Origin of the sequence: Porphyromonas crevioricanis, from assembly GCF_900167225.1 — a bacterium.
Taxonomy (GTDB): domain Bacteria; phylum Bacteroidota; class Bacteroidia; order Bacteroidales; family Porphyromonadaceae; genus Porphyromonas; species Porphyromonas crevioricanis.
On record NZ_FUXH01000010.1, the window covers coordinates 17,447 to 42,968 of the forward strand.

General features: G+C 45.0%; 23 protein-coding genes and 1 other RNA gene. 8 read left to right on the top strand and 16 right to left on the bottom strand.

Annotated features, from left to right (window positions below; genetic code table 11):
* Positions 1-194 precede the first annotated feature (194 nt).
* The 3 genes from fabD to B5D48_RS06315 all read right to left on the bottom strand — a co-directional run bounded on the left by fabD (position 195) and on the right by B5D48_RS06315 (position 3,678).
* Positions 195-1,076, bottom strand: coding sequence for an ACP S-malonyltransferase (gene fabD, locus B5D48_RS06305; protein ID WP_023938551.1), 882 nt, complete (start codon positions 1,074-1,076; stop codon positions 195-197).
* Between the two features lie 70 nt (positions 1,077-1,146).
* A complete protein-coding gene (locus B5D48_RS06310) occupies positions 1,147-2,601 on the bottom strand; it encodes an aminoacyl-histidine dipeptidase (RefSeq protein WP_023938552.1) in 1,455 nt (484 codons plus the stop codon).
* A 36-nt stretch (positions 2,602-2,637) separates the two neighbouring features.
* A complete protein-coding gene (locus B5D48_RS06315; protein ID WP_023938553.1) occupies positions 2,638-3,678 on the bottom strand; it encodes a lysylphosphatidylglycerol synthase transmembrane domain-containing protein in 1,041 nt (346 codons plus the stop codon).
* 87 nt (positions 3,679-3,765) lie between these two features.
* Here B5D48_RS06315 and rsmA point away from each other — a divergent pair, with 87 nt between their 5' ends.
* A complete protein-coding gene (rsmA, locus tag B5D48_RS06320) occupies positions 3,766-4,572 on the top strand; it encodes a 16S rRNA (adenine(1518)-N(6)/adenine(1519)-N(6))-dimethyltransferase RsmA (protein ID WP_036889434.1) in 807 nt (268 codons plus the stop codon).
* Positions 4,573-4,824: 252 nt separating this feature from the next.
* On the opposite strand, the gene B5D48_RS06325 is transcribed toward rsmA, so the two are convergent.
* From B5D48_RS06325 to B5D48_RS06335, 3 genes are all read right to left on the bottom strand, one after another.
* The gene (locus B5D48_RS06325) at positions 4,825-5,517 is read right to left on the bottom strand and encodes a porin family protein (RefSeq protein ID WP_023938321.1); all 693 of its coding nucleotides are present in this window, start codon (positions 5,515-5,517) and stop codon (positions 4,825-4,827) included.
* A 310-nt stretch (positions 5,518-5,827) separates the two neighbouring features.
* Positions 5,828-6,523: a porin family protein gene (locus B5D48_RS06330; protein WP_023938320.1), complete on the bottom strand. Its 696-nt coding sequence runs from the start codon at positions 6,521-6,523 to the stop codon at positions 5,828-5,830.
* Between the two features lie 42 nt (positions 6,524-6,565).
* Entirely contained in the window at positions 6,566-7,309 is a 744-nt protein-coding gene (locus tag B5D48_RS06335) for an outer membrane beta-barrel protein (protein ID WP_023938319.1), read from the bottom strand.
* Positions 7,310-8,206: 897 nt separating this feature from the next.
* Here B5D48_RS06335 and rnpB point away from each other — a divergent pair.
* The 5 genes from rnpB to B5D48_RS06365 all read left to right on the top strand — a co-directional run bounded on the left by rnpB (position 8,207) and on the right by B5D48_RS06365 (position 12,922).
* An RNA gene (rnpB, locus tag B5D48_RS06345) (RNase P RNA component class A) lies at positions 8,207-8,581 on the top strand.
* Positions 8,582-8,643: 62 nt separating this feature from the next.
* Positions 8,644-10,068 (top strand): YihY/virulence factor BrkB family protein, encoded by a 1,425-nt coding sequence (locus tag B5D48_RS06350; protein WP_023938317.1) that lies wholly within the window; start codon positions 8,644-8,646, stop codon positions 10,066-10,068.
* A gap of 52 nt (positions 10,069-10,120) precedes the next feature.
* Positions 10,121-10,687, top strand: a complete 567-nt coding sequence (locus B5D48_RS06355; RefSeq protein WP_023938316.1) for an IS1096 element passenger TnpR family protein — start codon at positions 10,121-10,123, stop codon at positions 10,685-10,687.
* A 21-nt stretch (positions 10,688-10,708) separates the two neighbouring features.
* Positions 10,709-11,641: a tRNA (adenosine(37)-N6)-dimethylallyltransferase MiaA gene (gene miaA, locus B5D48_RS06360; RefSeq protein WP_023938315.1), complete on the top strand. Its 933-nt coding sequence runs from the start codon at positions 10,709-10,711 to the stop codon at positions 11,639-11,641.
* 15 nt (positions 11,642-11,656) lie between these two features.
* Positions 11,657-12,922: a type IX secretion system plug protein gene (locus B5D48_RS06365; protein WP_023938314.1), complete on the top strand. Its 1,266-nt coding sequence runs from the start codon at positions 11,657-11,659 to the stop codon at positions 12,920-12,922.
* Between the two features lie 61 nt (positions 12,923-12,983).
* Here the strand turns inward: B5D48_RS06365 and B5D48_RS06370 are convergent, their stop codons facing one another.
* Genes B5D48_RS06370 through B5D48_RS06385 form a run of 4 tightly spaced genes read right to left on the bottom strand, consistent with a single transcriptional unit; the run spans position 12,984 to position 15,978 of the window.
* The gene (locus B5D48_RS06370) at positions 12,984-13,703 is read right to left on the bottom strand and encodes a B3/B4 domain-containing protein (RefSeq protein WP_023938312.1); all 720 of its coding nucleotides are present in this window, start codon (positions 13,701-13,703) and stop codon (positions 12,984-12,986) included.
* Between the two features lie 2 nt (positions 13,704-13,705).
* Positions 13,706-14,857 carry a GTPase ObgE gene (gene obgE / locus B5D48_RS06375; RefSeq protein ID WP_023938310.1) on the bottom strand — a complete coding sequence of 384 codons (1,152 nt, stop codon included), beginning with the start codon at positions 14,855-14,857 and terminating at the stop codon, positions 13,706-13,708.
* A gap of 9 nt (positions 14,858-14,866) precedes the next feature.
* Positions 14,867-15,445 (bottom strand): adenylate kinase, encoded by a 579-nt coding sequence (locus B5D48_RS06380; protein ID WP_023938308.1) that lies wholly within the window; start codon positions 15,443-15,445, stop codon positions 14,867-14,869.
* Complete coding sequence (locus tag B5D48_RS06385; RefSeq protein WP_023938306.1) at positions 15,442-15,978, bottom strand: phosphoribosyltransferase; 537 nt, start codon at positions 15,976-15,978, stop codon at positions 15,442-15,444. The genes B5D48_RS06380 and B5D48_RS06385 overlap by 4 nt, the downstream gene beginning before the upstream one ends.
* 623 nt (positions 15,979-16,601) lie before the next feature.
* Here B5D48_RS06385 and guaA point away from each other — a divergent pair.
* Complete coding sequence (guaA, locus tag B5D48_RS06395) at positions 16,602-18,122, top strand: glutamine-hydrolyzing GMP synthase (protein WP_023938303.1); 1,521 nt, start codon at positions 16,602-16,604, stop codon at positions 18,120-18,122.
* Positions 18,123-18,186: 64 nt separating this feature from the next.
* Positions 18,187-19,008 (top strand): 3-methyl-2-oxobutanoate hydroxymethyltransferase, encoded by an 822-nt coding sequence (gene panB / locus B5D48_RS06400; protein ID WP_023938301.1) that lies wholly within the window; start codon positions 18,187-18,189, stop codon positions 19,006-19,008.
* A 141-nt stretch (positions 19,009-19,149) separates the two neighbouring features.
* Here the strand turns inward: panB and B5D48_RS06405 are convergent, their stop codons facing one another.
* From B5D48_RS06405 to B5D48_RS06430, 6 genes are all read right to left on the bottom strand, one after another.
* Complete coding sequence (locus B5D48_RS06405) at positions 19,150-19,899, bottom strand: thioredoxin domain-containing protein (protein WP_023938300.1); 750 nt, start codon at positions 19,897-19,899, stop codon at positions 19,150-19,152.
* A 169-nt stretch (positions 19,900-20,068) separates the two neighbouring features.
* Positions 20,069-20,860 carry a malonyl-ACP O-methyltransferase BioC gene (bioC, locus tag B5D48_RS06410; RefSeq protein ID WP_023938298.1) on the bottom strand — a complete coding sequence of 264 codons (792 nt, stop codon included), beginning with the start codon at positions 20,858-20,860 and terminating at the stop codon, positions 20,069-20,071.
* Complete coding sequence (locus tag B5D48_RS06415) at positions 20,830-21,456, bottom strand: pimeloyl-ACP methyl esterase BioG family protein (RefSeq protein ID WP_234985407.1); 627 nt, start codon at positions 21,454-21,456, stop codon at positions 20,830-20,832. The genes bioC and B5D48_RS06415 overlap by 31 nt, the downstream gene beginning before the upstream one ends.
* Positions 21,457-21,528: 72 nt before the next feature.
* A complete protein-coding gene (locus tag B5D48_RS06420) occupies positions 21,529-22,695 on the bottom strand; it encodes an aminotransferase class I/II-fold pyridoxal phosphate-dependent enzyme (protein ID WP_023938294.1) in 1,167 nt (388 codons plus the stop codon).
* A 53-nt stretch (positions 22,696-22,748) separates the two neighbouring features.
* Complete coding sequence (gene bioA / locus B5D48_RS06425; protein WP_023938293.1) at positions 22,749-24,041, bottom strand: adenosylmethionine--8-amino-7-oxononanoate transaminase; 1,293 nt, start codon at positions 24,039-24,041, stop codon at positions 22,749-22,751.
* Positions 24,042-24,062: 21 nt separating this feature from the next.
* Positions 24,063-25,508 carry an MltF family protein gene (locus tag B5D48_RS06430; protein ID WP_023938291.1) on the bottom strand — a complete coding sequence of 482 codons (1,446 nt, stop codon included), beginning with the start codon at positions 25,506-25,508 and terminating at the stop codon, positions 24,063-24,065.
* Positions 25,509-25,522: the final 14 nt, after the last annotated feature.

Below are 25,522 nucleotides of genomic sequence, written 5' to 3' on the forward strand. Positions count from 1 at the left end.
GATAAATCAAAAGTGGTTGGAGGATAGGCGGACTTCAAGAGGGTAGGTAATCAAACCTGAATATCGATAATGAAGAGGTAGTGAGTACTGTGTTATGCAAGGTCTTATATGTCTTATATCGATAAAAAAGAGAGTGCTGTGAGCAAAACGCTACAGCACTCTCTTTGGTTTTGTTTGAATCCCTTAGTTTACGCCTACTGTCTTCCTTCAACTTCGATGGAACGGTCTATTTTCTTTACCAATCCTTGTAATACTGCTCCCGGACCCAATTCGATAAATTTGGTAGCTCCATCGGCAATCATATGCTCTACACTCTCTGTCCAACGTACTGGAGCTGTGAGTTGAGCAATAAGGTGTTCCTTGATCTCTGACGGATCAGAAGAAGGAGCTGCTGTTGCATTTTGGTATATAGGGCAAATTGGTTTGTTGAATTTGGCCTGCTCGATAGCTGATGCCAATTCTTCGCGTGCAGGTTCCATCAACGGAGAATGGAAAGCTCCTCCCACGGCTAATTTGAGAGCCCTCTTGGCTCCTGCTGCCTTGAGGAGTTCACAGGCAGTATCCACTCCCTCTATTGTTCCTGATATGACTACTTGCCCAGGACAGTTGAAGTTGGCTGCCACCACTGTATCCTTTACTTGTGCTACGATTTCTTTGATTTGTTCATCAGGTAGCCCCAAGATGGCTGCCATGGTGGAGGGACATATTTCACAAGCTTTTTGCATGGCTTGAGCACGACGACTTACCAGATTCAGTCCCTCCTCAAACGTCAAAGCTCCAGCTGCAACCAAAGCAGAGAATTCTCCCAGAGAGTGTCCGGCCACCATATCTGGCTTGAGTTCCTCTCCCATAGAGAGAGCCAGAGCAACTGAATGCAAGAAAACTGCAGGTTGAGTCACTTTGGTCTGTTTGAGTTCCTCGGCTGTACCGGCAAACATGATGTCTGTGATATTGAACCCAAGTTGCTTATTGGCTGTATCAAATAGGCCACGAGCGATATCATTTTGTTCGTAGAGGTCTTTCCCCATTCCTACGAATTGTGCCCCCTGTCCGGGGAAAACATAAGCTGTTTTCATCTTGATGTGGTTTTTAGTCCATTGTAAAAAGGTTTCATCAGCTCCAAGCCGACTTTATGTTTGAGATTCGTTAGAACTGTTCTAATGCGTTCACTAATACACGCCATACCCGTTCTACAGACTCGATGTGAACTTTTTCGTCTGGAGAATGTGGGTGACGTATTTCGGGGCCTACCGAGATCATATCCATATCCGGCATTACACCCTGAATGATTCCACACTCCAATCCAGCGTGCATCACCAATACATTGGGTTCGTAGCCAAATATTTTGGCAGAGCTTTTTTTCATCACCTCAAGGGCATGGCTTTCGATGTTTGGTTGCCAACCATTGTAAGCTGCGTCAAATTCGACGGCAAAGCCACCCAAGCGGAAAGCACTTTCGATGGCGGAAGCCACCCACATTTTTCGAGATTCACTGGAACTCCGTACAAGGAAACAGAGCTCTATTTTTCCATTTGCAGCCTTTAGCTTGGCCAGATTGGTACTTGATTCTACTGTGCCTGGGAAATCGTGCAACATGGATATTGGACCATTGACACAGGCTTCTACTGCATTGACCAGTGCATCTTGGATTTCCTCGGGAATGAGATGTTCGGGACATTCTACTCGTTCGGCTGTGAAAGAGATTTTGTCTTCAATCCCTTTATACTCCTGACGGAAGAGATCTTGATAATCGGATACCAATTCCCAAAGTCCTGCCACATCTTCGTTGGGCAATGTAATAACTGCTGTTGCTTCTCGAGGTATTGCATTTCGCAGAGACCCTCCATCAAGCCAAGACAGGCGTGCTCCATAAAACTCTATTGCTTCTTTGAGGAATCGGCACATCAGCTTATTGGCATTGGCTCTACCCAGATGTATATCTACTCCCGAATGTCCTCCTTTGAGCCCTTTCAGGCTTAGTTTAACTCCTGTATCTGAATTAGGTACAGGACAATCATCTTTGTATTCGAGAGAGACATTTACGTCGACTCCTCCGGCACAGCCGACAAAGAGAGAACCCTCTACTTCCGAGTCTATATTGAGTAGGATGTTTCCGCGAGAGAACCCCGGTTGCAAATTATTCGCTCCGTCCATACCCACTTCTTCATCTACAGTAATCAGAGCTTCGATTGGGCCATGCTTGAGAGTTTTGTCTGCCATAATCGCCAGAGCATAAGCCACTCCTATGCCATTGTCAGCCCCGAGTGTCGTTCCTTTGGCCTTTACCCATTCTCCGTCTATATGGGCTTCTATCGGGTCGCTCTCGAAGTTGTGGTTTACATCCGAGTTTTTCTGCGGTACCATGTCCATGTGCGCCTGAAGAGTGACAACCGGCTTATTCTCCATCCCAGGAGTAGCAGGTTTGCGGATAATCACATTGCCGATATCATCCCTGTGAGTTTCCAGTCCCAATCTCAATCCCTCTTGATAAATATATTCGCCGACCTCTTTGCAATGAAATGTCGGACGAGGAATCTGAGTAAGCTCGTAGAAATACGACCATACGGCTGCCGGTTGGAGTGATTTGATCTCTGTAGCCATAACAAAATCGATTTATTAAGATTGTTTTTGTGTGTACTAGACTTCTGGATGCGATGAGACTCGGTTGTAGCCCTTGTTCACAAGAGGCAGAAGCATGATTGACACGAACCCTACAATCGTAATCCATAGGGTTTGTATTGTATGGACAACCAATGCGAATGTAGCCGCATCGACTTTTGCTATTCCGTAAGAAGTGAGTGTATTGATAACCATGAAGTGCCATGCCCCAATACCACCTTGCACCGGTACGGCCATGGCAATACTACCCATTGTGAAGGCTACCAATCCAACACCAAAGCCCAAGTTGGAGGTGAAGCCAAAGGCAAAGAAAGTCGTGTAGAAGTACAAGAAGTATCCTAGCCAAAGAAGTACGGTGTAGAGAAGGAATAGCCACTTGCGTTTCATATGCCAAATGGAGTAGAGACCTTGAATGACCTTCGATACCATTTCGACGAGTTTTTTCATCGGTTTGGTCTGTCGCAGGTATTTGTAACTCACAAGGGTTCCCACAACAAGAATAACAAATCCTACATAGAGCCACATGGAACTGAAGATAGTAGCAATGCCGGGAACACCAAAAGAGGACTGATTATCAGCAAAAAAACGGAAAAGGAAGTCTCCGGCTCCAAGCAATACTCCCAGAAATATTAATCCTACAGCCACCAAGTCCATGATGCGATCCATGAAAAGAGTTCCCAGAAGTTGAGCGAAGGGTAAGCGTTCGTAACGCCCTTCTTCTGCGCAGCGCCAGAGCTCCCCTGCTCTGGGGAGGGCCATATTCACTGTGTAAGTGCCGAGGGTTGTTAGTACTGCATTGAGAGCTTTGGGTTTGGGGGTGGCGACCGGTTCAATAAGAAGTTGCCAGCGTAAACCTCTCACCACATTGGCCGCCAAGCCAAAGATGAGAGAGAGGAGGATATACCAGATGTTAAAACCTCGGTTTAGAGCTTCTTGAACTTCCTCTAAATCTAAATTGCGATAGACCAACCACAATATAAGTACTCCAAAACAGAGCGGGATGATGACTTTGGTCAATGACCGCAGCGGGGAGACTTTAGGGCTGTTCGTTTGCTTCATACCTTAAATTTTCTTTGCTACCGGACCTCCCAAGATTAGCGCAGCGGCATAATAGTGGTATCTTCGCACATCCAGTACCACAAAGATATGTACAATTTGAAAGATAAGGGACTCGTTAGGGCTAAGAAGCATTTGGGGCAACATTTTCTCACAGACTTATCTGTAGCAGAGCGTATTGCATCGACTGCCGATGAGGCTGTAGGGCAGATGCCAGTCTTGGAAATTGGCCCAGGTATGGGAGTCCTTACTGATTTCTTGCTAAAGAAAGGACATGATCTCTATGCCGTAGAGTTGGACAGAGAAAGTATCACTTATTTACACCAACGTTTCCCCGGCTTGGATGGCCGATTTTTAGAGGCCGACTTCCTTCGTTTGGATTTGAAAACACTTTTTCCAAAGGGACAGCATTTCTGTCTTACAGGCAATTACCCCTACAATATCTCTTCTCAAATATTTTTCCGCTTGCTCGATTATAAGGATCAAATACCTCTTTGTACGGGTATGTTGCAGAGGGAGGTCGCTCTACGTTTGGCCTCTCCTCCCGGACCGAAAGCCTATGGAATTCTGTCTGTATTGCTGCAGGCTTGGTATCATGTGGAATATTTGTTTACGGTGGATGAATATGTATTTTCTCCTCCTCCCAAAGTGAAGAGTGGGGTGATTAGACTTCGTAGAAATGACCGACAGACCTTGGGTTGTGACGAGGCTTTGTTTAAGCAGGTTGTGAAGACTGCTTTTAACCAAAGACGTAAGACTTTGCGCAATTCACTGAAATCGCTTTTACCACCCGAAGAAAAATCTTTGCTCGTAGAGCTACTAAACAAACGTCCTGAGCAATTATCTGTGGAAGATTTTGTTGAATTGACCTTGCTCATTGGTTCACCTCAAGATTGAATAGCGCAAGTTATTATTGTTATACCTAAACGGGGCTGTGGCAAAAATCAAATTTTGCCACAGCCCCGTTTAGGTATATTAGAACGCGAAGAATGTGAGGTACTAAGGCTGAGGCTGAAGGGAGCATACCGTGGAGTATGTAACCGAAGCCAAATGTCGCAAGTAACAAGGCCGTTTACGTATTATGCACACCGCCGTTTTTGTTAGCTAAAAGATAAGAATGATAATCATCTTCCTTTCCTGAGAGGTCATTTAGAACCTGACCCCAAGACCCAAGAAAAAGTCGGAGTTCTTTATTCTTACATTATCTATATCTATACTTTTTGCAATATCGGCAATACCGAAGTCTGTACCTGCTTGAGTGTAGAAGTGAGAAAACTCAAAAGAAACCTGAACTGTTCCTCCAAAGTCGAACCTCGTGAAGGCAGGTTTGATTTCCTTGTCTTCTAACTTTTTCCCCTCAAACAAGTCAAATTCTATGATTTTCTTTTCCTTGGAGTATAGTTCGGTTTCTATTAGTTTGGCCTTACTAGCGAAACCGTACGATAGATATGGACCAAATTGCAACGAAAACCCTAAGTTATTTGGGAATCTGAACCTTGCTCCCAATTGCAGAGGGATTTGTAGATAATGGGGACGCATCGTCAATTCCATTACCCCTTCTTCAAGGTCCATCGTTATCCCTTGCTCTTTGATTTTTGCTCCTTTGCTCAAAACAGAAAGCCCGGGGGAGAAATAGTACAACCCTGTAGATTCTTTGCCTGCAAAGGGCATTTCTACTGCCCCGTTTACACGGTAACCCGGAATTTTCTTGGGGTTTGCTCCAAGAACATTGATATCCAAATTGCTAAAACTCAAGTTCGCATCTACTTTGAACTTGATTTGGGCATTTGTTATAACTACAGATCCCAAAAGAAAGACTGTGAATAGAAGAATCTTTTTCATGTTTTTTATCGATAAAACATGGCTACAATAAAAGGGGACGTAGCCTTCCAAAAACAGATTTTTCAGAACAGAAAACCGGGTTACACATTTCCGGCGTATCTGACTTTTTGAAGGTACATTTTAGATAGAGTGCTGGTTGATTTGTTATAGTTTATAGCTTGTGCGAAGGAGGGTACCAAGGGTGAGTACAATACTACAACCGAATTCAGGCTAACTGAAACAGCTCAATCAACACAACAGTATCGATTGAGCTGCTTTTCCTTTTGGGGAGAGATCAAGACATACGATATCCCATCCCAATTCGCAAAACTTAGAATCTGATACCGACTCCTACAAAGAAGTCGTAGTTCTTTATTTTGTTTTCTTTCCCCAAAGTATCTTCGTTGGTATCGCTGGCAACATTGGCAAACCCGATGTCTGTTCCCACTTGAGCATAGAAGCGAGAAAACTCAAGTGCAGCTTGAATCGTTGCTCCGTAGTCAAAGCGTTCGAGGGGTGCTTTAACCTTGAAGCTACCGTCCAAGATAAATGAGTCCTCGAACAAATTGATGTCCTCTTCTATCTTACCTCTTGAATTTGTCAATTCTGCTTTCGCTTTGCCGGCAAATCCGTATGACAAGTATGGTCCAAATTGCAGAGAAACACCCATGTTTTCTGCAAAACGGAAGCGAGCTCCCAACTGCAGGGGTACTTGTAGATAATGTGGTCTTGCTGTTACTTCTATTTTGGTGCCTGGTGCCAAGCTCTCTGCTTCTAGCTTTGCTCCTTTGCTTAACACTGTAAGCCCAGGGGAGAAGTAGAATAGCCCTGTGGACACATCCCCTGCAAAGGGTATTTCTACGGCTCCGCTCACACGATATCCCGGAATCATTTTGGGACTTAGCTGTGAGATGTTGATGTCAATGTTACTGAAGCCAAGGTTTGCATCGACTTTGAAGCCGACCTGTGCATTTGCTACTGCTACGGAGCCCAGTACGAGGGCTGCGGATAAAAGAAATTTTTTCATGACTTTTTGGATTAAATTTTCACTTCAAACTATAGGAGTTATTTAGAAACGTATTCCTAAACCAATGTGGCTGCTGATGTTGTTGATAGACAGAGAATTGCTCTTTTTGTTGAGTGCTTTGATTTGGTCTCCCAAGGCATCTCTGTTGAGCATATTGAAGAGGCCATATTCGGCTCCTATCTGTATGTAAAAGCGGGCTATATCCACTATGGCTGTCGCGCCTATTCCTAAATCAAAACGATTGGCCAATGATTCGTCGTTTTTGATTGCTTTTTTGATCAATAACCCCAGATTGTCAAGCTCTTCTTTGCTGTATTCTCTGTAGAGACCTATTGTGTAGTTGGTGCCCAAATGAGATGTGAAGTTAGCCTCTCCGGAGAGAGCGTAACTTAGGTATGGACCGGCTTGTAACGAAAACCCGAGTAGATCCCCCAATGCCAACCGAAATCCCAAATTGACCGGTAATTGCACCTGTTTTGTCCGAACTTTTATAAGCCCTTCTTTTACTCCTAATTTGAGGAGATCATATTGTAATTCGCCACCTTTCGTGGCGAAGGTCAGTCCTGTATTGAGGTAGAGAACTGTTCCCAAAGGAATATCCACCCCAGCAGAGAATCGATATTGTTTGCTCGGCTTAGAGCCATTTTCAAAAACTTCTCCTGCATTACTTACGAGCATTTTGCTTGCACTCAAGTTCGCATCTGCCCTAAACTGAAATTTGTTTTGAGCACCAGTTGTACCTATAAAAGCTGCAAAAAGGACGGAAATTAATATCGACTTCTTCATACTCTTTCGGTTCTTCTTCAATATTACAAACACAACGGATGTGAATCTCTTTTTGTTGAGGCTAGTCCTTCTGGAGTAGTAACCTCATCGCCCTCTTGGTCAAATCTTGCATCCACACCCGAATACAAAAACTATGAGCAAACATAAAATAAAGAACCGATACGAGCAAGTTGTAAAGTGATATTGCTCTTGGTGCTGGAATATGCAAACCTCGAAAATTACTAATTGAGAAGTCTAATTGAGAAGTGTTGTTACGTATATTATTGTATAAATATATTTTCTTTGCCCTATGTTTTTCCACCCAAATAGAGGGGCTTTTTCTGAGGGTTTTCTCTCCCTTTTTTGATGCTGACGGGAGGTATTTTTTGCTGACACGGGAGAAAACAAAAATTCTCTCCTGAGAGAATTTTCGCTAACACAGGAGAGAGCAAAATTTTTCTCAGGAGAGAATTTTGACCCTCTCAGAATGTCCTATTCATCGATGTTCTGGGAGACCAATCTGAAGTGCCTAAAAGGGAGGTGTGTCTACCCATATAGAGAGGTCTTTTTTCCCCCTTTTTTCCCGATTCCCGTTCCAAGCGGAATTTACAAAACATATCACTTTGGGAGGGGCAAAAAAGAGCTTCTTGACTTCATCTCGATCATTCGGCTGCTCTTTGCCGGGCTCATGAGAAGGACTGCCATGAGGATATAACGTTTTCGTGGAAAGCAGCTGTAACAGCCTTTTTGATCTGTCCGTGCATTGCGTATTGAGGAAAGGCTTTGGCTTGCCTCCCAAACAAAGATGAGGCTGAGGCAAAATCCGATTTTGACATAGCCCGTCTCATTCATAAGGGCCTATCTCTAATTGTATTCCCGGAGTCCGTTTGTATCTTTGCTCTGGAATAAAAAAGAAAAGCAGTAGACCGGTCTGTCGCTCCGACTTTAGAGAGTTGGGGAGGAACGTCCGGGCAACGTAGAGCACCACACTACCTAACGGGTAGCCGTTCGTGAGGGCAGAGTAGCGTAACAGAGAAGAACCGCCATGGCTTGCCATGGTAAGGGTGAAAAGGTGAGGTAAGAGCTCACCGGCAGGGTCAGCGATGGCTCTGGCCGTACGCCTTGTGGGTTGTAAGATCATGTATACCAACGTTTGAGGGTTGCTCGCCTGAGGTTGGGGGGTAGATCGCTTGATTCGCGAGGAGACTCGACGAACAGATAAATGACAGACACCGCTTATTGCTTCGAGGAAGTCAAGTGGTACAGAACCCGGCTTATAGGTCTACTGCTCTCTTTTTTGTACATTGCCTTCCGGGAGTGTTCCATCTCTACCTAAGTATGTTAGTTTAGCGCAAATGTCTAAGAAGTCGAATAAACGATCCGAAGGATTGTCTCGGGAAAATCTCCCCAAAAAACATTCCAAGCTGCATTATGTCTGGGTATGGATATTGGTAAGCATTCGTTTCATTACTCGCGATATGTGGCGTTTGCGGGATGATGAATTGAGGGGAATGAGAGGGGTATTGGCACGTATTCTGCGCCCGGTATGTGTATCTGCCAAGGCTTTTATAGATGACGGCCTTTTCTCTAAAGCTTCTGCTTTGACCTACGATACAATCCTTTCTATTGTACCCATGTTGGCTGTGCTTATCGGGATAGCCAAGGGTTTTGGGATACAGCAACTCTTATCGAATTTTCTATACACCTATCTGCCTTCTCACCACCAAGAGCTGAATAAGATCATGGGGTTTGTCGATAACTATTTCTCTCAAATTCAGGGAGGAGTATTTGTTGGTATTGGTCTGGTGATTTTGCTCTATACGGTGATCTCTCTAATTGTGTCTATCGAGGATACTTTCAATCGAATTTGGCAATGTAGTTCGTCCAGACCGTGGGGACGTCGGATTGTGGATTATCTCGCCATTTTTATCATCATCCCTATCCTGATTACTTTTTCTTCCGGTCTTACCCTGGTGATGTCTACCGTTCGATCAGCATTGCCCATGCAGTACGGTTTGATTGCTCCGGCCTTGGAGTTTTTTCTCAACCTGACCCCTTTCTTTATCATCATATTCATTTTCACAGCCTCTTATATGGCTTTGCCGAATACGAAGGTCAAGTTTTTTCCTGCGCTTATATCGGCAGTTTTGGCCGGAATAGCATTTCAGGTGCTGCAGGCTTTGTATATCAATGGGGTTATATGGATTTCTAAATACAACGCTATCTATGGTAGTTTTGCTGCTATCCCCTTGATGTTCATGTTTATCCAAGTTTCTTGGGCAATTTGTCTTTTTGGGGCGCAGTTGGCTTTTTCGATACAGAATGTACGAAACTTTGCCTTTGAGCAAGACGCTCGCTCGATTTCCCGGCGTTACTTGGATTTTCTGACTATACTGGTTGCTTCGCGCATCGTTCAACGTTTCGACAATGTCCAGAACGATGAGCCTTATACAGCCGAAGAAATTTCGGCAGAGTGCAAAATCCCAATCAAATTGACCTCAAATATTATTCGCAGACTGCTCAAAATGGGCATTATCATAGAGGTTTTCTACAAACAAGAGCGAGAGGTCGGACATTACCATCCTGCCTTGGCTCCCGATATTCTCACTGTTGGCTATTTGATGCAGCGTATAGATAGCTTCGGCAGTGAGCGTTTCAGAGTAGATAATGAGGGTGTCTACCGTGAGCTTTGGCAGGCTGTTTTGGCTTCCAGAGCAGGTTTTACTTCGATTGAAAATCAGACCTTACTCAGAGACCTTCGCTATGTTAGCGGATCTTAATACTACTGGATATTTATCAATCTTTCATACATAACTAAATTCTCAAGCTCTCATGCTATACAGGATCATATTAGTAAGCGAAGAAGTGGACAACTTCCGTCGCGAGATCAAAATCAATACCGATGCTACTTTTGCCGATCTGCATACTGCTATCATGGATTGTTGTGGCTACAGTGATAAAGAAATGAGTTCTTTCTTTATCTGTGACCAAGATTGGCAAAAAGAACAGGAGATCACACAAATCCCCATGGGTAGCTCCAGCGATATGGATGAATACGTAATGGACGAAACCCGTTTGGAGGACTTGATAGAAGAGGTTGGCCAGCAGTTGATATTCGTCTACGATATGCTTTCCGAACGTTACTTCTGCATGAAGGTGGTAGAATTGATCACTCGCGAAACCCTTGACAAGCCTATTTGTATTCTATCGCAAGGTGATGCTCCCAAGCAGACCTCTACTATCGAATTAGCCGGAATGCGGAGTGTCGCAACTCATACTGCAACCACAAATACGGCTGACGAACTGGGAGACGAAGATTTCTATGGAGATGAGGCTTACAACGAAGACGAACTCTTCAATTTGGACGAAATACCAGCCGACTCAGCTGATCTTCTTTGAATACAGCAAGAGACAAGTCGTATGAGTACACAGGCCGATCGCCCGTTATTGATTGTGCTCACCGGACCTACCGGGATTGGCAAGTCGGCTTTGGCTTTGACTTTGGCTCAGAAGATTGGATGTAGCATTGTCTCAGCTGATTCTCGCCAAGTATACAAACAAATTCCCATAGGAACGGCAGCCCCTTCCCCAGCGGATTTGGCTGCCGTTCCCCATTATTTTGTAGGCTGCAGAGATGTATGGGAGGCTTACAGTGCAGCTGACTACGAAACTGACGTTCTGAAGCTTTTACCTCTCTTATTTAGAGAAAAAACAAAACAGCTCCTCTGTGGAGGTTCGATGATGTATGTAGATGCGGTTTGTAGCGGAATAGATTTCATCCCATCTATTCCTCAAGAGCTTCGCTCAGCTCTTTGGCGTAGGTTCGAGACAGAAGGAGTCGAACCCCTTGCCGAAGAGCTTTTTCGTGTTGATCCGGAATATCTGAAACGGATAGATCCTCGCAATCACAAGCGCATTATCCATGCCTTGGAGGTGTTTCATGCCTCGGGCAAGCCATACTCCTCTTTCCATACGCACAAATCCGTAAAACGTCCCTTCGATACACTCAAGATATGTCTCACGATGGAGCGCGAACAGCTGTATCGACGCATTAACCAGCGCGTCGATTTAATGATGACGCAGGGGCTGGAAGAGGAAGCCCGGGCCGTGTGGCCGTATCGTTCGCTCAATGCTTTGAATACCCTCGGATACAAAGAAATGTTTGCCTATTTTGATGGGCAAATTACCCTTGACGAGGCGGTGGATTTGATACGGAGAAATAGTCGCCACTATGCTCGCAAACAATTGGCTTGGTGGAGACGGGATCCTGAAATGAATTTTGTAAAGATAAGGGAGGATGCTTCCGCAATGAAGATTATAGAGGAGCTGCTGGAAGCTCAATCGCCTACATAGAACAACTGGGAAGATATGGCAATTAGAGTTTTACTGCTCAACGTTGTGCTGCTGTTTGTCTCTTTTACTTCTGTTGCTCAGGAAAAGAGACAAGTTGCAGGAGTACAGACCAGATTGTTGGGCACATCTCAAGAGCGGCCGGTAGTCTACTATCATTTGAATTCGGAGGAGCATATTGATATCGGTTTTGATTTGATCGGGGATGATAATGTGTCTCTCTACTATCGTATTTACAGACTACCGAAAGGAGAAGAAGCCGAATTGCCTCCAATACAGTACCTCAGCAATTCATGGCCGGTAGAAGTTTCCGGCGGTAGGCATTCTCGTTCGACTCGTATCCCATATGTCCATTATGAAATACAGATCCCGAACGAAAAGGTAAGTCCTCTGATGAGTGGGTTCTATATTTTGGAGGTATATAGCAATGATACAGACTATTCGAGAGGAGAGGGACTTGTGCGTGTCCCATTCACTGTAGTAGAGCCATTTCTGGATGTAGATTTGGAGTTTCAGTCTTTCAATATCGAGGGAGATCTTTCGCAAGATCAAGAAGTTGCGGTAACCGTACAAGACGAAGACTCCAAGCTGCTAAAAAATCCGCAAGACATCACAGTGGAAGTCTGGAAAAACTATGCCGAAGATTACAGGGAGCTTTCCATTCCTTCCCAGATTCATTCGGATAAGATCGTGTACGATGCCAGACGGGCGGCCATCTTTAGAGGCGGCAGTGAATACGAACATTTCGATTTGCTGGACATTTCCTCCGGTTCCATGTTAGGGATCGATAGCGTGGTATTGGCCTCCAATGGTTATCATGTTTATTTGCCGATGGGGCACAACAGAATAGATAGACCTTATATTTTCCAGCCAGATTTGGATGGAAAAAGAAAAATCCGCTCCACGGCCTATGGTGTATCACTTCCAGAGTTGGAGGGAGAATACTACACTGTTCATTTTGCTCTCGAATACGAGCCGGTCAAAGCAGAACTTCGGTCTGGATGTGTCTTCCGGCTTGCTGGGGAGGCTTTCTGTTTTTTCCCCGAAAGGACGACTATGCAGATAGATGAGCGTAATGGCACTGCCTATTGCTCTGTTCTTCTCAAGCAGGGTTATGTAGAATATGCCTACACAGCTCAAGATCGTTCCGGTTTACTTCATCACATGGGAGGAGAACATCGGCAGACCAGCAACACATACACGGCTTTTGTCGTGGCTGATTCTCCTAACGAGGATTCCTACCGTATCGTTGGCGCTACTGTTCAGCGCTACATGGGGTTGTGAGGGAGGTACATCCGGGAAAGAAGATTCCCGGAGGGGGAGAGAATCGTAGTGATTTCTTTTTTTAAGGAATAGAAAGGGGATTGGGTGATGTTCCCGAGAGAGTTGTTTGCAGGATTGAAACTTCGAGGTAGAGGGATCGCAACATCTCTGCCAGTGTATCCGCAGCCAATGCCAGCCTGTTTCTACCGTCCGGCAGCTTCTCTGCTCCGAAGTCATTAATGAAAATGAGTGTATCTCGTGTTTCCTCTCTTACTTTGGTTCGTTCGTGGTCGCTTGTGGGAGTAGCAAACGGGCCTTGTTCATCCACATAGGTCGGCAGACCTTCTATATTAAGTGTGCCACGTCCGATTCCCTCGAACTCGTCTTCGGCCGTTCCTCTTCGCAACAAGACGTTACCACCCACAGCACTGTAATCAAAAACTCCGATAGAGAAGCCGGTGGTAATTGAGATTACATTGCCTATGTCTACCAGTGGATTGACAAAGTATAGCCCATGTCCTAATGTGAGTCTGCGACAAAGTTGCTCGGCTGCAGGTCTGTAGCGATTGGGATCTTTGCCCAAAGCTTTGTAGGCTTTCCTTGTAGCAGCAATGGCCGCACGCTGCTTTATTTCGGCTGTTTCGTATCTCTGCTTTAGGAGATCTCCCGCTTCTTTCAATAGCTGTTCCACCGTAGGGGAGGTCTCGCCCCTCTCAGTCAAACCTCTTGCCACAGTCACAGATACACGAAACTCCGGAACTCGCTCGATGAAAAACTGATCGAAAGTTAATGTCTTAGGCATTGTCAATCTTCCCAGTCTACTTCTATCAAATCGTCATCTTCCTCCCAATCATCATCCTCAATTTCGTTTTCCGGAGGGGTCAGCTCTTCGTCTTCTTCCCATACGATCTTGGTGAGGTCTAAGTTTTGCTTGATAATTTCATCGGGTTCGTGTAGACTCTCTTTGCTAAGTGTTTCCCACAGGAGATCCTTTAGCTTATCCAAGCCTTTTTGAGCAACGGAGGAGATGAAGACGACGGGTAAATCTGTTGGGAGATCTTCACAAAGCATTTCCTGCAACTCTTCGTCTATCAGGTCGCACTTAGTAACAGCGAGTACACGGTGCTTATGGGCAAGCTCAGGATTATATTGTGTCAGCTCTTTTATAAGCGTTTCGTATTCTTTTCCAATATGCTCGGTGTCGGCTGGTACCATTATTAGCAATGTAGCATTGCGCTCTATGTGACGCAAAAACTCCAGGCCTAAACCTTTTCCCTCTGCGGCTCCTTCTATGATACCGGGGATATCCGCCATTACGAAAGATTTCCCATCCCGGTAGGCTACGATACCCAAACTTGGCTCAAGGGTTGTGAAAGGGTAGTCTGCTATTTTTGGCTTGGCAGCCGTAAGTACGGATATAAGGGTTGATTTTCCTGCATTGGGTAGACCGACCAAGCCTACATCTGCCAACATTTTCAGCTGCAGGATGATCGTGAGTTCCTGTGAAGGTTCTCCGGGTTGGGCGTACCGTGGAGCTTGGTTGGTCGAAGACTTAAAAAAGGTATTTCCCTTACCTCCTTTGCCTCCTTTTAGCAATCGTATCTCTTGGCCATGTTCTTTAAGATCAGCGATGTAACTACCATCTTCGGCATTGTATATCACTGTTCCGAGCGGTACTTCTATCACCCTGTCTTCTCCATCCGATCCGGTGCATTTGTTTGCTCCTCCCGACATCCCGTTCGTTGCTAAGATGTGTCTATCGAACTTTAGATGTAATAAGGTCCAATAGTTGCGGTTGGCTCGGATATATACATGTCCTCCACGTCCTCCATCGCCACCATCGGGACCTCCTTTGGGGATATATTTCTCACGTCGAAAGTGTCGAGAGCCTCGTCCTCCTTTGCCCGAACGACAATAAATCTTGACGTAGTCTACAAAGTTGCTGCCTTTGGCCATATGCCTGTCTTAGTTGCTGTTTAGCTGGTCTATCTCTTTGCGTATGCGTTCGGCAATCTGCTCTATTGTGCCAACCCCGTCTACACTGCGGTGTTTGCCTTTCTTCTTGTAGTAGTCCGCAATAGAGGCTGTTTGGTCGTAGTAGACGGAGAGACGCTTGTTTACGGTATCCAGATTGTCATCGGATCGTCCCGAGGCCTTTCCTCTTTCCAGAATGCGCTCGATAAGCACCTTCTCCGGTACTTCCAATTCTATCATCAGATCTACTTGTGTGCCGTGTTTCCCTAAGAGATCGCAGAGAGCATCGGCTTGCGCTACTGTGCGTGGGAACCCATCGAAAATGATCCCTTTGGCATCCTTATGGGCTTCCAGCACATGTTCGATCATTCCTATGATAGTGGAGTCAGGAACAAGCTGCCCCTGATCAATGTACGTCTTGGCTATCTGTCCAAGCTCTGTATTTTGGGCTATTTCGGCTCTTAACAGATCGCCTGTGGAAATGTGGTTGTATCCATAATGCGAGATTAACAACTCGCTCTGAGTCCCCTTGCCCGAACCGGGGGCTCCGAAGATAATAACGATTCTCATTCTTTTATCTTATAAATGTCGTTATACATGCGTCCCAAATCATCATAGTCCAATCCGTGTCCTACGATAAATTCGTTGGCAATATTGAGCCCGATATAATCCGTCTCTACATCGCATTTCTTGGCATCAGGTTTGCAAAGCATGGCTGCTATCACAACCTGTTTGGCCCCCAATTCGTAGAAGCGTCTTTTGACATTCATCATTGTGAATCCGGTATCGATCAAGTCTTCGAGTATCACCACTGTGCGTCCCTCCAGAGACTGTGTTACCGGCATTACTTCCTTGAGCTCGAATGTTGAGGAAGTACCGCTGTATGAGGAGTAGCGAGCAAAGGCAACTTCATAGCCATCATTGAGTCTCTGCATCAGCTCTGATGCAAACATAAACGAGCCATTCATGATGCAGACGAAGAGAGGGTTTTGGTCTCCCAAATCCCGTCTAATGTCTTCTGCCATACGATCTAATGCTTTGTTGATCTCTTCGGAGGAGATATATAACTCGAATACTTTATCCTTTAGCCGAATTTCTTTCATGGAGTAATATAACTATCATTGCCTCACAAAGGTAGTTAAAAAGAGAGCGTCTGCCTTGTTTTGCTCGACTGCGACTTCCCAGAGAGGGAGAGTTGTATTTTATTCCAGACTCTGTCCCTGGAGCTTTGGGGAGAAACTGTCGGTGCATTGGATTCCTGTTGAGTTTCACCGGAGTTGGGAATGGACCTGTTTTTTGTAAGCCTCGGTATCTTTTTGTCGATTGCTCGGTATTCTTTCCGGGAAGCACCCAATGAGAGCGTCAAAAGCAATAAAGCTTTTGTCCGAAAGCAATAAAGCTTTTTGAAGAAAGCAATAAAGCTTTTTGGAGAAAGCAATAAAGCTTTTGACGGATTACTCGGCATCTTTTCCGAAAAGCTCCTAATTAGCGTATGAAAAGCACCTAAGCTTTCGATTGATCGCTCGGTATCTCTTTGTCGATTGCTCAGTATCTTTTTCACCGTTGCTATAAGGGGAGCAAGGAATAATACCTCCCTCTTTGAGACTATATATATGGCGCGATACTCAATTGAGCCTACAACCCATTCCCAATTGGGAGGAAAACTGAGGATTGGTGACATTGATTACCTTTGCCGGAGCAATTAAGTCATTACTCACCAATAGCAATGCAAGAAAAAATACTCATCTTGGATTTCGGGTCACAAACTACTCAATTGATCGGGCGTCGTATCCGTGATCTTGGTACGTATTGTGAGATTGTACCTTACAATAAGTTGCCGAATTCATTCGAAGGCATTAAAGGTGTTATTCTGTCAGGGAGTCCCTACTCGGTTTACGATCCTCACGCATTTAGAGTGGATCTCTCTGCCATACGTGGGCATTTACCTTTGTTGGGTATTTGCTATGGAGCACAAAGCCTCGTAAATCAGTCTGGAGGAAAAGTAGAGCCAGCCGATAGTCGCGAGTATGGTCGTGCGGCTTTGTGCATAGATAAAAAAGATGACCTTCTTCTGAAAGGCTTAAAAGACAAAAGCGTTGTATGGATGTCTCATGGAGATACTATTACTTCCTTGCCTGAAGAATTTGAATTGATTGCTTCTACTTCCGATGTCCCTAATGCTGCTTTTAAGATCCGAGGAGAACAGACTTGGGGTGTCCAATTTCATCCGGAGGCTCACCATTCGGAAGAGGGTAAGGTCTTGATCGGTAACTTTATTGATATATGTGGCGTGCGAAACAATTGGTCGGCACAAAGCTTTATTGAGCAGACCGTTCAAGAGCTCAAAGATCAATTGGGTCAGGACAAAGTCATCTTGGCTCTGTCCGGAGGTGTCGATAGTTCTGTATGTGCAGTATTGCTCAATAGAGCCATTGGAGATCGCCTTACCTGTATATTCGTAGACCATGGTTTGCTCCGGAAAGGAGAAGCACAGAAAGTCTTAGCCGATTATGAGCACCTGGGATTGAATGTAATAGGGGTGGATGCCTCGAAAAAATTCTACAAAGCACTGAATGGTGTTACGGATCCTGAACAAAAGAGGAAAATCATTGGAAAGGGATTCATAGAAGTATTTGATGAGGAGGCCCGCAAACTGGAAGGCATCAAGTGGCTGGGGCAGGGAACGATCTACCCCGATGTGATAGAGTCTGTCAATATCACCGGAATGGTAATTAAGAGTCATCACAATGTGGGGGGATTGCCCGAGAAGATGAACTTGAAGTTAGTCGAACCCCTGCGAGCTCTATTTAAGGACGAAGTGCGAAGAGTCGGCTTAGAGTTGGGAATGATGCCACACTTGATTCATCGCCATCCTTTCCCCGGTCCCGGTCTGGGCATACGTATCCTGGGTGAGATTACACCAGAGAAGGTGCGTATCTTGCAGGAGGCAGATGATATCTATATGTCTATGATGCGTGCCGAGGGTTTGTATGATCAAGTTTGGCAAGCCGGAGCTATCCTGCTTCCGATTCGTTCGGTAGGAGTGATGGGAGACGAACGCACCTACGATTATACGATAGCCCTTCGGGCTGTATCTTCTGTTGATGCCATGAGTGCTGACTGGTGCAGGCTCCCATATGAGTTTTTGGCCAAGGTATCTAACGAGATTATCAATAAAGTTCGTGGCGTGAATCGTTGCGTTTACGATATTTCTTCCAAACCACCCAGTACAATCGAGTGGGAGTAGATCCCTCTGTCAGGTGATTTTTTTCATAAGGTACACAGTCGAAAAACTATACTGATATAATAAAATGTCTGTACATCAAGCAGAAGATGGTCGCAAGGTAACTACGCATCGTCTCACTGAAATGAAGCTGCGTGGAGAGAAGATAGCCATGCTTACGGCTTATGATTATTCTATGGCTACTCTTATCGATGCCGCTGGGATGGATGTAATCCTTATCGGAGACTCCGCTTCCAATGTTATGGCCGGTAATGTGACAACCTTGCCCATAACATTAGATCAGATGATTTACCACGGCAAGTCTGTAATGAAGGCTGTTCGCCGTGCTTTGGTTGTTTGTGATTTGCCTTTTGGTTCTTATCAAGGGAATTCCAAAGAAGCTTTATGCTCGGCCATCAGAGTGATGAAGGAAACGCATGTAGATGCAATCAAAGTAGAGGGTGGCCGAGAAATAGAAGAGAGTATTACCCGCATTCTCTCCGCTGGCATACCAGTGATGGGGCACCTTGGGCTTACGCCACAGTCGATAAATAAGTTCGGTACTTATAGTGTCCGTGCAAAGGAAGAAGAGGAAGCCAATAAGTTGATTGAAGATGCGCATTTGCTGGAGAGTTTGGGCTGTTTTGCTCTGGTATTGGAAAAAATACCGGCATCACTTGCTGCCAGAGTTTCCTCTGAACTGACAATCCCGGTCATTGGTATAGGAGCCGGAGGTGGTACAGACGGCCAAGTGTTGGTAATGCACGATATGTTAGGGATTACCCAAGATTTTAGCCCTCGCTTCTTAAGACGATATGCTTCATTAGGCTCTTTAATAAAAGAAGCTACAGCTCGTTATATTGAGGATGTGAAATCCTCTGATTTTCCCAATATCAACGAACAATACTGATCCATATAGATTTTATTGTCTCTCTTAAAATAAGCAAATAGCCTCACAAGTCCGAACGACCTGTGAGGCTATTTGCTTTCTTCCTGCTGGGGCTCAATTATTGATGTCTGAGAGCAGAGAGTTCGTATGCAAGAGGTTTTCTTATTTCACTCCATTTTCTGCAAAGAATTCTCGTATCATTCGTTTCACATCGGCTATTGTATTATATCCGTCCAACTTCTTGGCAGGTTTGCCGGGAGCTATAGCGAATAAAGCAGGGATAGCATTGATGTTTTCTTTTCCAACACCATCACCTATGATTTCTCCTATGGGAGTCGTTTTTCTTTTGGGGTCGTAAATTTCAGCTTTTACAAAATAGGCACGACCGGCATATTCCTTAGCAAGAGGTTCTATTACTCTCTTGTACATCAGTTTGCATGGTGCACACCATGTTGCCCAACAGTCCAATATTATTGGACCATCAGCCTTGCTGATAAATTTATTTGGACTGGTTTTATAGTCCCAAAGGTAGCGTTGCATAATTTCAGGAGTCAGTTCAAGGGCATGGTCACTATTGAGAGCAGGAAAATTATTAGACCAGCTGACTTTTATCTTTATGATTGTTTCCAGACCAGCTGATGCAGATTTGCCGGTGATCTGAGCTTGACCTTCGTTCAGGGCTGTTACATATCCATCTTCTCCTACCATAGCTATGGTTGGGTCGGAAGTCGTCCAGGTCACATCATTGTATTCAGCAAACTTCAGCTCTTGGCGTTCGCCAGTTTTCATTTCTACCACATCTTTATTTTCCGGTTTCTCTTTCTTCGGAGTCGTGTCGTCACAAGAAGTTAGAAGCAAAAAGAAAGAAAACAGCATAAGCATTGCTGTCGAGAGCTTTTGATAAAGTTTCATTGGTTTGATCTTATTTATTGGGTTAAACATTAGTTTTTCTACTATTTACCTGCCGAATACACCAAGAAATCACTAAGTGCCCCCAAAAGTAGTACATTTTGTCTTTCTGAGATCTAATTCTTTCGACAGATTGCTTCTATCTTGATTGTACTGGTATAAAAAGAAGGTCTCAGAGGGGCTTCCGGGCAACAATATAGATTGGTTTGTAAGTAAGTCTGACTTTTTTAGAATTGGCTGTTTCGGAATAACGAGTCTTATAGTCTTGGATAAATTGCTTAAGAGACTTGGGAGTCCAATAGTTTGAGGTTGCAGACTCCGTGGCTGTGACTCCGGTGTACTTCAGGTGTTTGAGTACTTCCATTGGATTAGCAAAATGGAGTACAATTTCCTCTTGCAGCACTTCCAAGACTTCATAGTGCGAAGTGAGCATTCGGGATAGCTCATTGCAATTGTGATAGTGGAGTTTCTGTCCGATGAGGCTGTTTAGTTCACACAGATTGTCAGGAGCAAAGGTGGATAGCAGCAGGTAACCACCCGGCTTTATTGCACTTGCTATTTGAGAGAAAAAAGAGGATAGATCCTTAAACCATTGTATGGTTGATGCCGAAATAACCAAGTCGTAGTGGCTTTTCTCAAAAGAGAGCTGTTCAGCATCACCACAGATAAACTCGAATGAGACTCCTCCCGAATTGGATTGTAGGTACTCGAAAGCTTCCGGATAGAGGTCATTGAGTGTGTACCGGTACACGGAGTAGTGATTCAACAAAGCCCTTGTGAGCATACCACTACCACAGCCGATCTCCAATACCTGCTCCAACTCGGTCTCTGTTGGCAGGTATTTCTCGGCCAGACTAATCAGACGATTTGAGATTTTCTGCTGTGCTACAGCATACTTCTCATAAGTGGGCAGAGCCCTGCGAAAACGTTCGGCTATGAAAAGTCTCGAATCAGCTGACTCCATTGGGTAATATCGTTGAACAGGTAATGCTCTCCTCTCGGAATTTCTACTACCGGAACATTTTTGTGCTGCCAGTATGTCTGTTGATTGATTGGAGGAATAATTTTGTCTTTCATAGGTACTAGAGCTGCTGTCCATGGTAGAGAGAACTGTTCTGCCTCAGCGATGTGATTTCTGCTCCATTCGTAGACTTCTCGCAGCTCCTGTTTGATTTCGTCTAAGGGTCTCTTTGCCAAAGAATCGAATAAATGACGCAGGGATCGACTGCCACACATTCGTCTGTTAAAACGTTCTCTATTCTCTTCGGATAAGCCGTTCAAAGTGGCGCGAAAGAGTAGTGGAGGAATCCCCAAGCTGTCATGCATAGGGATTGGTGTCCCAGCTATAGCTACAGCGGAGTCTGGAGGAGGGATTGTTCCGTGTAAATAAAGTCGCTCGGCGGCCCAAACTCCCATAGACCAAGCTACCAGATGCAGCCGACGATAATCCTTTTTTATTATGTCAATGTCAGATCCCGATAGTAAAGATCTATAATCTTGACAACATAGTAGGTCATACCCTTGTGGCGTGTCCATATGTTCTACGGCAGCTTTGTCCATTGCCCAGCCGTTAAAAAACAGGATTAGACTCTCTGTTGTATTCGAATGGGAGAGAAAATATGATGTCATGGATTAAATGGCAATATTTAGTGTCGGGAGTAAATGCAAAAGCCCTTCTATCTCAGTCTGAGCTGTTAGGCTGATACGTAGTCTTGCCGAACCTTGAGGTACTGTGGGAGGGCGGACAGCAGGGGAGTAATAGCCGGCTTCGATCAATCGAGATGCAGCCGATAGAGCATGGCTATTGCTGCCCAAGATGATAGGAATAATATGAGATGTAGAGGGCATAGTATAACCCAACTCCTTCAGTGTATTTCTTATTTTTTCTGATTTTTCTCTCAAGATTGAGCGATGAGAGTAGAAGTCGGATAGACGATCGAATATGAATTTGTTCCAGGCCGAGACAATAGGCGGCAAAGCTGTAGAAAAGATGAGAGGCCGGGAATGATTGATCAAGTATGAGCGTACATTGGATGAGCAAACTACATATCCTCCCATCCCTGCCAGAGCCTTCCCAAAGGTACCACACAGCAGATCGATGTCTTGGATCAAACCATATTCTTCGGCTAATCCCAAGCCTTGATTTCCTCGTACCCCTACAGCATGCGCTTCGTCGACGTACAAGACAAGTTGAGGGTAGATCTTTTTAAGAGCAACGAGGGAGCGCAAATCCGCTTCATCGCCATCCATGCTGTAGATGCTTTCCGTTAATACCAAAACTTCATCGTACTTGTCAGCTTTGCGCTGCAAAATGCGCTCCAGAGCCGTTATGTCGTTGTGGCGAAATCGCTCGAATGAGCATCCACTCAGGCGAAGACCATCTATCATTGAGGCATGTACGAGTTTGTCTGCAATTACAAGTGTCCGGTGAGAGGCCAAAGCAGAAATGATACCCACATTCATGTGATAACCACTGTTAAAGACAAGGGCAGACTCTCGGTCATATCGGTTGGCCAGACTATGCTCCAACTCTTTCAAAATCGGATAGTTGCCAGTGAGTAGCCGGGAAGAAGTCGACCCGAGAGCCCAATCTTCATAGGATACCATTTTTAGAAATTGGGTTCGCAGCTCTTTGTTTGATCCTAAGCCCAAATAGTCATTAGAGGCGAGATTGATTAGCTTGTGGCTATCTACCACAATACTCTGTCCGCAATATTGCTTTTGTATGCTACGTAGTTCGCGTTTCTGTCCTTGTAGAGACAACGCTTCTAATTCAGCCGATAATCTTTCCTCTATCATTGCTATTATCCTCGTTTTTCTCCTATTACTTGAGTGGATCACTCACAATGTATTTATCCGCAACAGCAATTTTTAATCACTTTCAGAAGACCCGAGGTGAGTTTCCGAAGCTCTTCTGGGCGAATGATGTAAGGAGGCATTAGATAGCAAAGTTTGCCAAAGGGTCGAACCCAGATACCCTCTTGTACAAAGGCCTTTTGCATTTGAGACATATCCACAGCTTCTTTAGTCTGGACAACTCCTATGGCTCCTAATACTCTCACATCTGCTACAGCAGGGAGTTTTCTTGCCGGCTCCAATTCTTCTTTCAGTTGTGATTCAATGGCACGTACTCGTTCTTGCCAAGGACTCTTGAGTAATAATTGCAAACTGGCTACAGCTACAGCACAGGCTAAAGGATTGCCCATAAAGGTGGGGCCGTGCATAAAACAGCCGGCTTCTCCACCACATATGGTATCGGCAACGAACTGACTGGTGATAGTGGCAGAGAGGGTCAAATACCCACCTGTGAGAGCCTTGCCGATAGTCATGATATCCGGCACGACTCCTGCATGATCTCCTCCCCAAAAATGTCCTGTGCGTCCAAATCCTGTAGCTATCTCATCGAATATCAGCAAAATACCAGCATCCGAACAAATACGCTTGGCCTCTACTAAATATTGGGGATGATAGAAATACATCCCTCCAGCTCCCTGTACAATAGGCTCTAATATCAATGCTGCGATATCTTTTCCATGTTTTCTCACAAGGTCTTTCAGAGGATTCATGCTTTCCTCTTGCCATGATTCGTAATATCCGATGGGTGGTGTTGGTAAGAAATATTGGGTAGTTAAGGCTCCACCAAAGAGAGAGTGCATACCTGTTTGAGGGTCACAAACGCTCATGGCATGCCAAGTGTCACCATGATATCCACTTCGGATTGTAGCGAAATGATTGCGGTTGGAATACCCCTTGGCTTGCTGGTATTGGATAGCCATTTTGAGGGCGACCTCTACTGCAACAGAGCCAGAATCGGCATAGAAGATCCGATCAAGACCTTGAGGCAAAACGGATAGGAGTATTTCGGCGAGTTCCACTGCGGGACGGTGAGTAAACCCTCCGAACATTATGTGGCTCATCCGGCTTATCTGATCCATTGCAGCCTTGTTGAGCTCGGGTACGTTGTAGCCATGTATTGCAGCCCACCAAGAACTCATACCGTCAATCAAATCTTTGCCGTCTTCCAGATAAATATGTGCTCCGGAAGCTCTTTCCACCGGATAAACAGGCAATGGATCTATAGTAGAGGTATATGGATGCCACAAGTGTGTGCGATCCAATGCTATATATCTCTCTGATATTTTCATAGATAAAAGGGATAAGAAAAACTATTGAGCATGTTGTCGATACCAAGAGATGACCGATTCGACATATTGAGATACAGCCTTACCTCTCAGATAACCAGCTTTGCAGACAGGATCATTGTAGTAACGAGGGTCATTTTTTAGCCTTAGATAGGTCTCTACACTTCCCTCCCATACATGCGGATCTTGTCCATGCTTCTGAGCAAGACGCATAGCATCTTGTAAATGGGCTGCTCCAGCATTATAAGCGGCTAGTATAATTTTGATAGTTTCTTCTCTCTCTGGCAAGTCTCCGAGAGCTTTTTTTGTAGAAATCAGGCAATCTACAGAAACTCGTATGGAAATGGCAGGATCCAACAGCTCTTCTTTTGATGCTCCGAATATTTTGCCTGTGGCAGGCATGATACCCATAAGACCTCTAGCTCCACTCCATCCCACTACATCAGGCTGAAAGCGGGACTCATGATAAGCTATCGCAGCCAACAACTGCCATGGCCAACCTATACGGGGAGCCTCTTTTTTGAATAGTTCGTCAAAAGGAGAAATTCCTCCTGCTACTTTGTAGTAGATCTTTCTAGAGCCACGATGAGATGTCGGTGCTGCATTATACTCTTCTGTTCTTCCTTCGTAACTCTGCTTACTTTCTTCGAAGTATCGTTTGTAGATGATTCGGTGTGCATTTTTTGTGGGTACGCCCTTAGCCCACTCTTCGATAGAGGTTGCCAATTGTTTGCGGTCTTTCCTTACAATCCAACTCAATCGCTGGCTAAGTCCCACTGGTACGGATACATCGATGTCGTGGTAATAGGTATGGCTTAGCTTGGCTAACTTTTCATCGGCAAAAGTGCAACCTATACTGCGCTCTACCACAGCTTCGATCAGATCTTCTTCTGTGATGGTATCCCCATAAAGGATCGTTGAATCTACACCTCCACCGAGCTCTTTGTCTAGATGATGTAGCCTGTAGGCATAGCGGGTATAAGCTGGCACAGTGACATTATGCCCTGGTAATTCGGCTGCTGAACATAGAGCCGAGTCAGATTTGGGTTGCACCAACACAATGCCGGATTCTTCCTCTGGTCCGACAAAAAGGTAGTGTCTGTTAGCAGTTTGTGTTTGAGCCTGTGGGGTGATGCATAAATCTGCATAGCCACTGTCTATAGACTGCAAGAGAGCCTCGGCACTGGGAGCGATTTTGACTACAATAGGCATCCCGGCTTGCTCTGCATACAGTTTGGCCAGCTCATACTCATACCCCATATCCTCTCCTCTATATTGGAAATAAGTTGTGGAGCCAAACAGTGTGACGATACGCAAGGTGTCTGGCAACTTGTCTTCTAAGTTTGTCTGCCCGAGCTGGCTGTCTTTCCTGTAGCATTCTTGCAAAGAAGCTGTGACCCATATTAGCAACAGACCAGCCAATAAAGCCAAACAAGAATCCTTGAGAGAAATAGATCCGGAGAAACCCATCTGTGGAAGAAAGA

What these genes read in the sequence shown, in the direction of transcription:
- fabD (WP_023938551.1), bottom strand. Translation starts at nt 1,076, where the DNA reads ATGAAAACAGCTTATGTTTTCCCCGGACAGGGGGCACAATTCGTAGGA.
- B5D48_RS06310 (WP_023938552.1), bottom strand. Translation starts at nt 2,601, where the DNA reads ATGGCTACAGAGATCAAATCACTCCAACCGGCAGCCGTATGGTCGTAT.
- B5D48_RS06315 (WP_023938553.1), bottom strand. Translation starts at nt 3,678, where the DNA reads ATGAAGCAAACGAACAGCCCTAAAGTCTCCCCGCTGCGGTCATTGACC.
- rsmA (WP_036889434.1), top strand. Translation starts at nt 3,766, where the DNA reads ATGTACAATTTGAAAGATAAGGGACTCGTTAGGGCTAAGAAGCATTTG.
- B5D48_RS06325 (WP_023938321.1), bottom strand. Translation starts at nt 5,517, where the DNA reads ATGAAAAAGATTCTTCTATTCACAGTCTTTCTTTTGGGATCTGTAGTT.
- B5D48_RS06330 (WP_023938320.1), bottom strand. Translation starts at nt 6,523, where the DNA reads ATGAAAAAATTTCTTTTATCCGCAGCCCTCGTACTGGGCTCCGTAGCA.
- B5D48_RS06335 (WP_023938319.1), bottom strand. Translation starts at nt 7,309, where the DNA reads ATGAAGAAGTCGATATTAATTTCCGTCCTTTTTGCAGCTTTTATAGGT.
- B5D48_RS06350 (WP_023938317.1), top strand. Translation starts at nt 8,644, where the DNA reads ATGTCTAAGAAGTCGAATAAACGATCCGAAGGATTGTCTCGGGAAAAT.
- B5D48_RS06355 (WP_023938316.1), top strand. Translation starts at nt 10,121, where the DNA reads ATGCTATACAGGATCATATTAGTAAGCGAAGAAGTGGACAACTTCCGT.
- miaA (WP_023938315.1), top strand. Translation starts at nt 10,709, where the DNA reads ATGAGTACACAGGCCGATCGCCCGTTATTGATTGTGCTCACCGGACCT.
- B5D48_RS06365 (WP_023938314.1), top strand. Translation starts at nt 11,657, where the DNA reads ATGGCAATTAGAGTTTTACTGCTCAACGTTGTGCTGCTGTTTGTCTCT.
- B5D48_RS06370 (WP_023938312.1), bottom strand. Translation starts at nt 13,703, where the DNA reads ATGCCTAAGACATTAACTTTCGATCAGTTTTTCATCGAGCGAGTTCCG.
- obgE (WP_023938310.1), bottom strand. Translation starts at nt 14,857, where the DNA reads ATGGCCAAAGGCAGCAACTTTGTAGACTACGTCAAGATTTATTGTCGT.
- B5D48_RS06380 (WP_023938308.1), bottom strand. Translation starts at nt 15,445, where the DNA reads ATGAGAATCGTTATTATCTTCGGAGCCCCCGGTTCGGGCAAGGGGACT.
- B5D48_RS06385 (WP_023938306.1), bottom strand. Translation starts at nt 15,978, where the DNA reads ATGAAAGAAATTCGGCTAAAGGATAAAGTATTCGAGTTATATATCTCC.
- guaA (WP_023938303.1), top strand. Translation starts at nt 16,602, where the DNA reads ATGCAAGAAAAAATACTCATCTTGGATTTCGGGTCACAAACTACTCAA.
- panB (WP_023938301.1), top strand. Translation starts at nt 18,187, where the DNA reads ATGTCTGTACATCAAGCAGAAGATGGTCGCAAGGTAACTACGCATCGT.
- B5D48_RS06405 (WP_023938300.1), bottom strand. Translation starts at nt 19,899, where the DNA reads ATGAAACTTTATCAAAAGCTCTCGACAGCAATGCTTATGCTGTTTTCT.
- bioC (WP_023938298.1), bottom strand. Translation starts at nt 20,860, where the DNA reads ATGGAGTCAGCTGATTCGAGACTTTTCATAGCCGAACGTTTTCGCAGG.
- B5D48_RS06415 (WP_234985407.1), bottom strand. Translation starts at nt 21,456, where the DNA reads ATGGACAAAGCTGCCGTAGAACATATGGACACGCCACAAGGGTATGAC.
- B5D48_RS06420 (WP_023938294.1), bottom strand. Translation starts at nt 22,695, where the DNA reads ATGATAGAGGAAAGATTATCGGCTGAATTAGAAGCGTTGTCTCTACAA.
- bioA (WP_023938293.1), bottom strand. Translation starts at nt 24,041, where the DNA reads ATGAAAATATCAGAGAGATATATAGCATTGGATCGCACACACTTGTGG.
- B5D48_RS06430 (WP_023938291.1), bottom strand. Translation starts at nt 25,508, where the DNA reads ATGGGTTTCTCCGGATCTATTTCTCTCAAGGATTCTTGTTTGGCTTTA.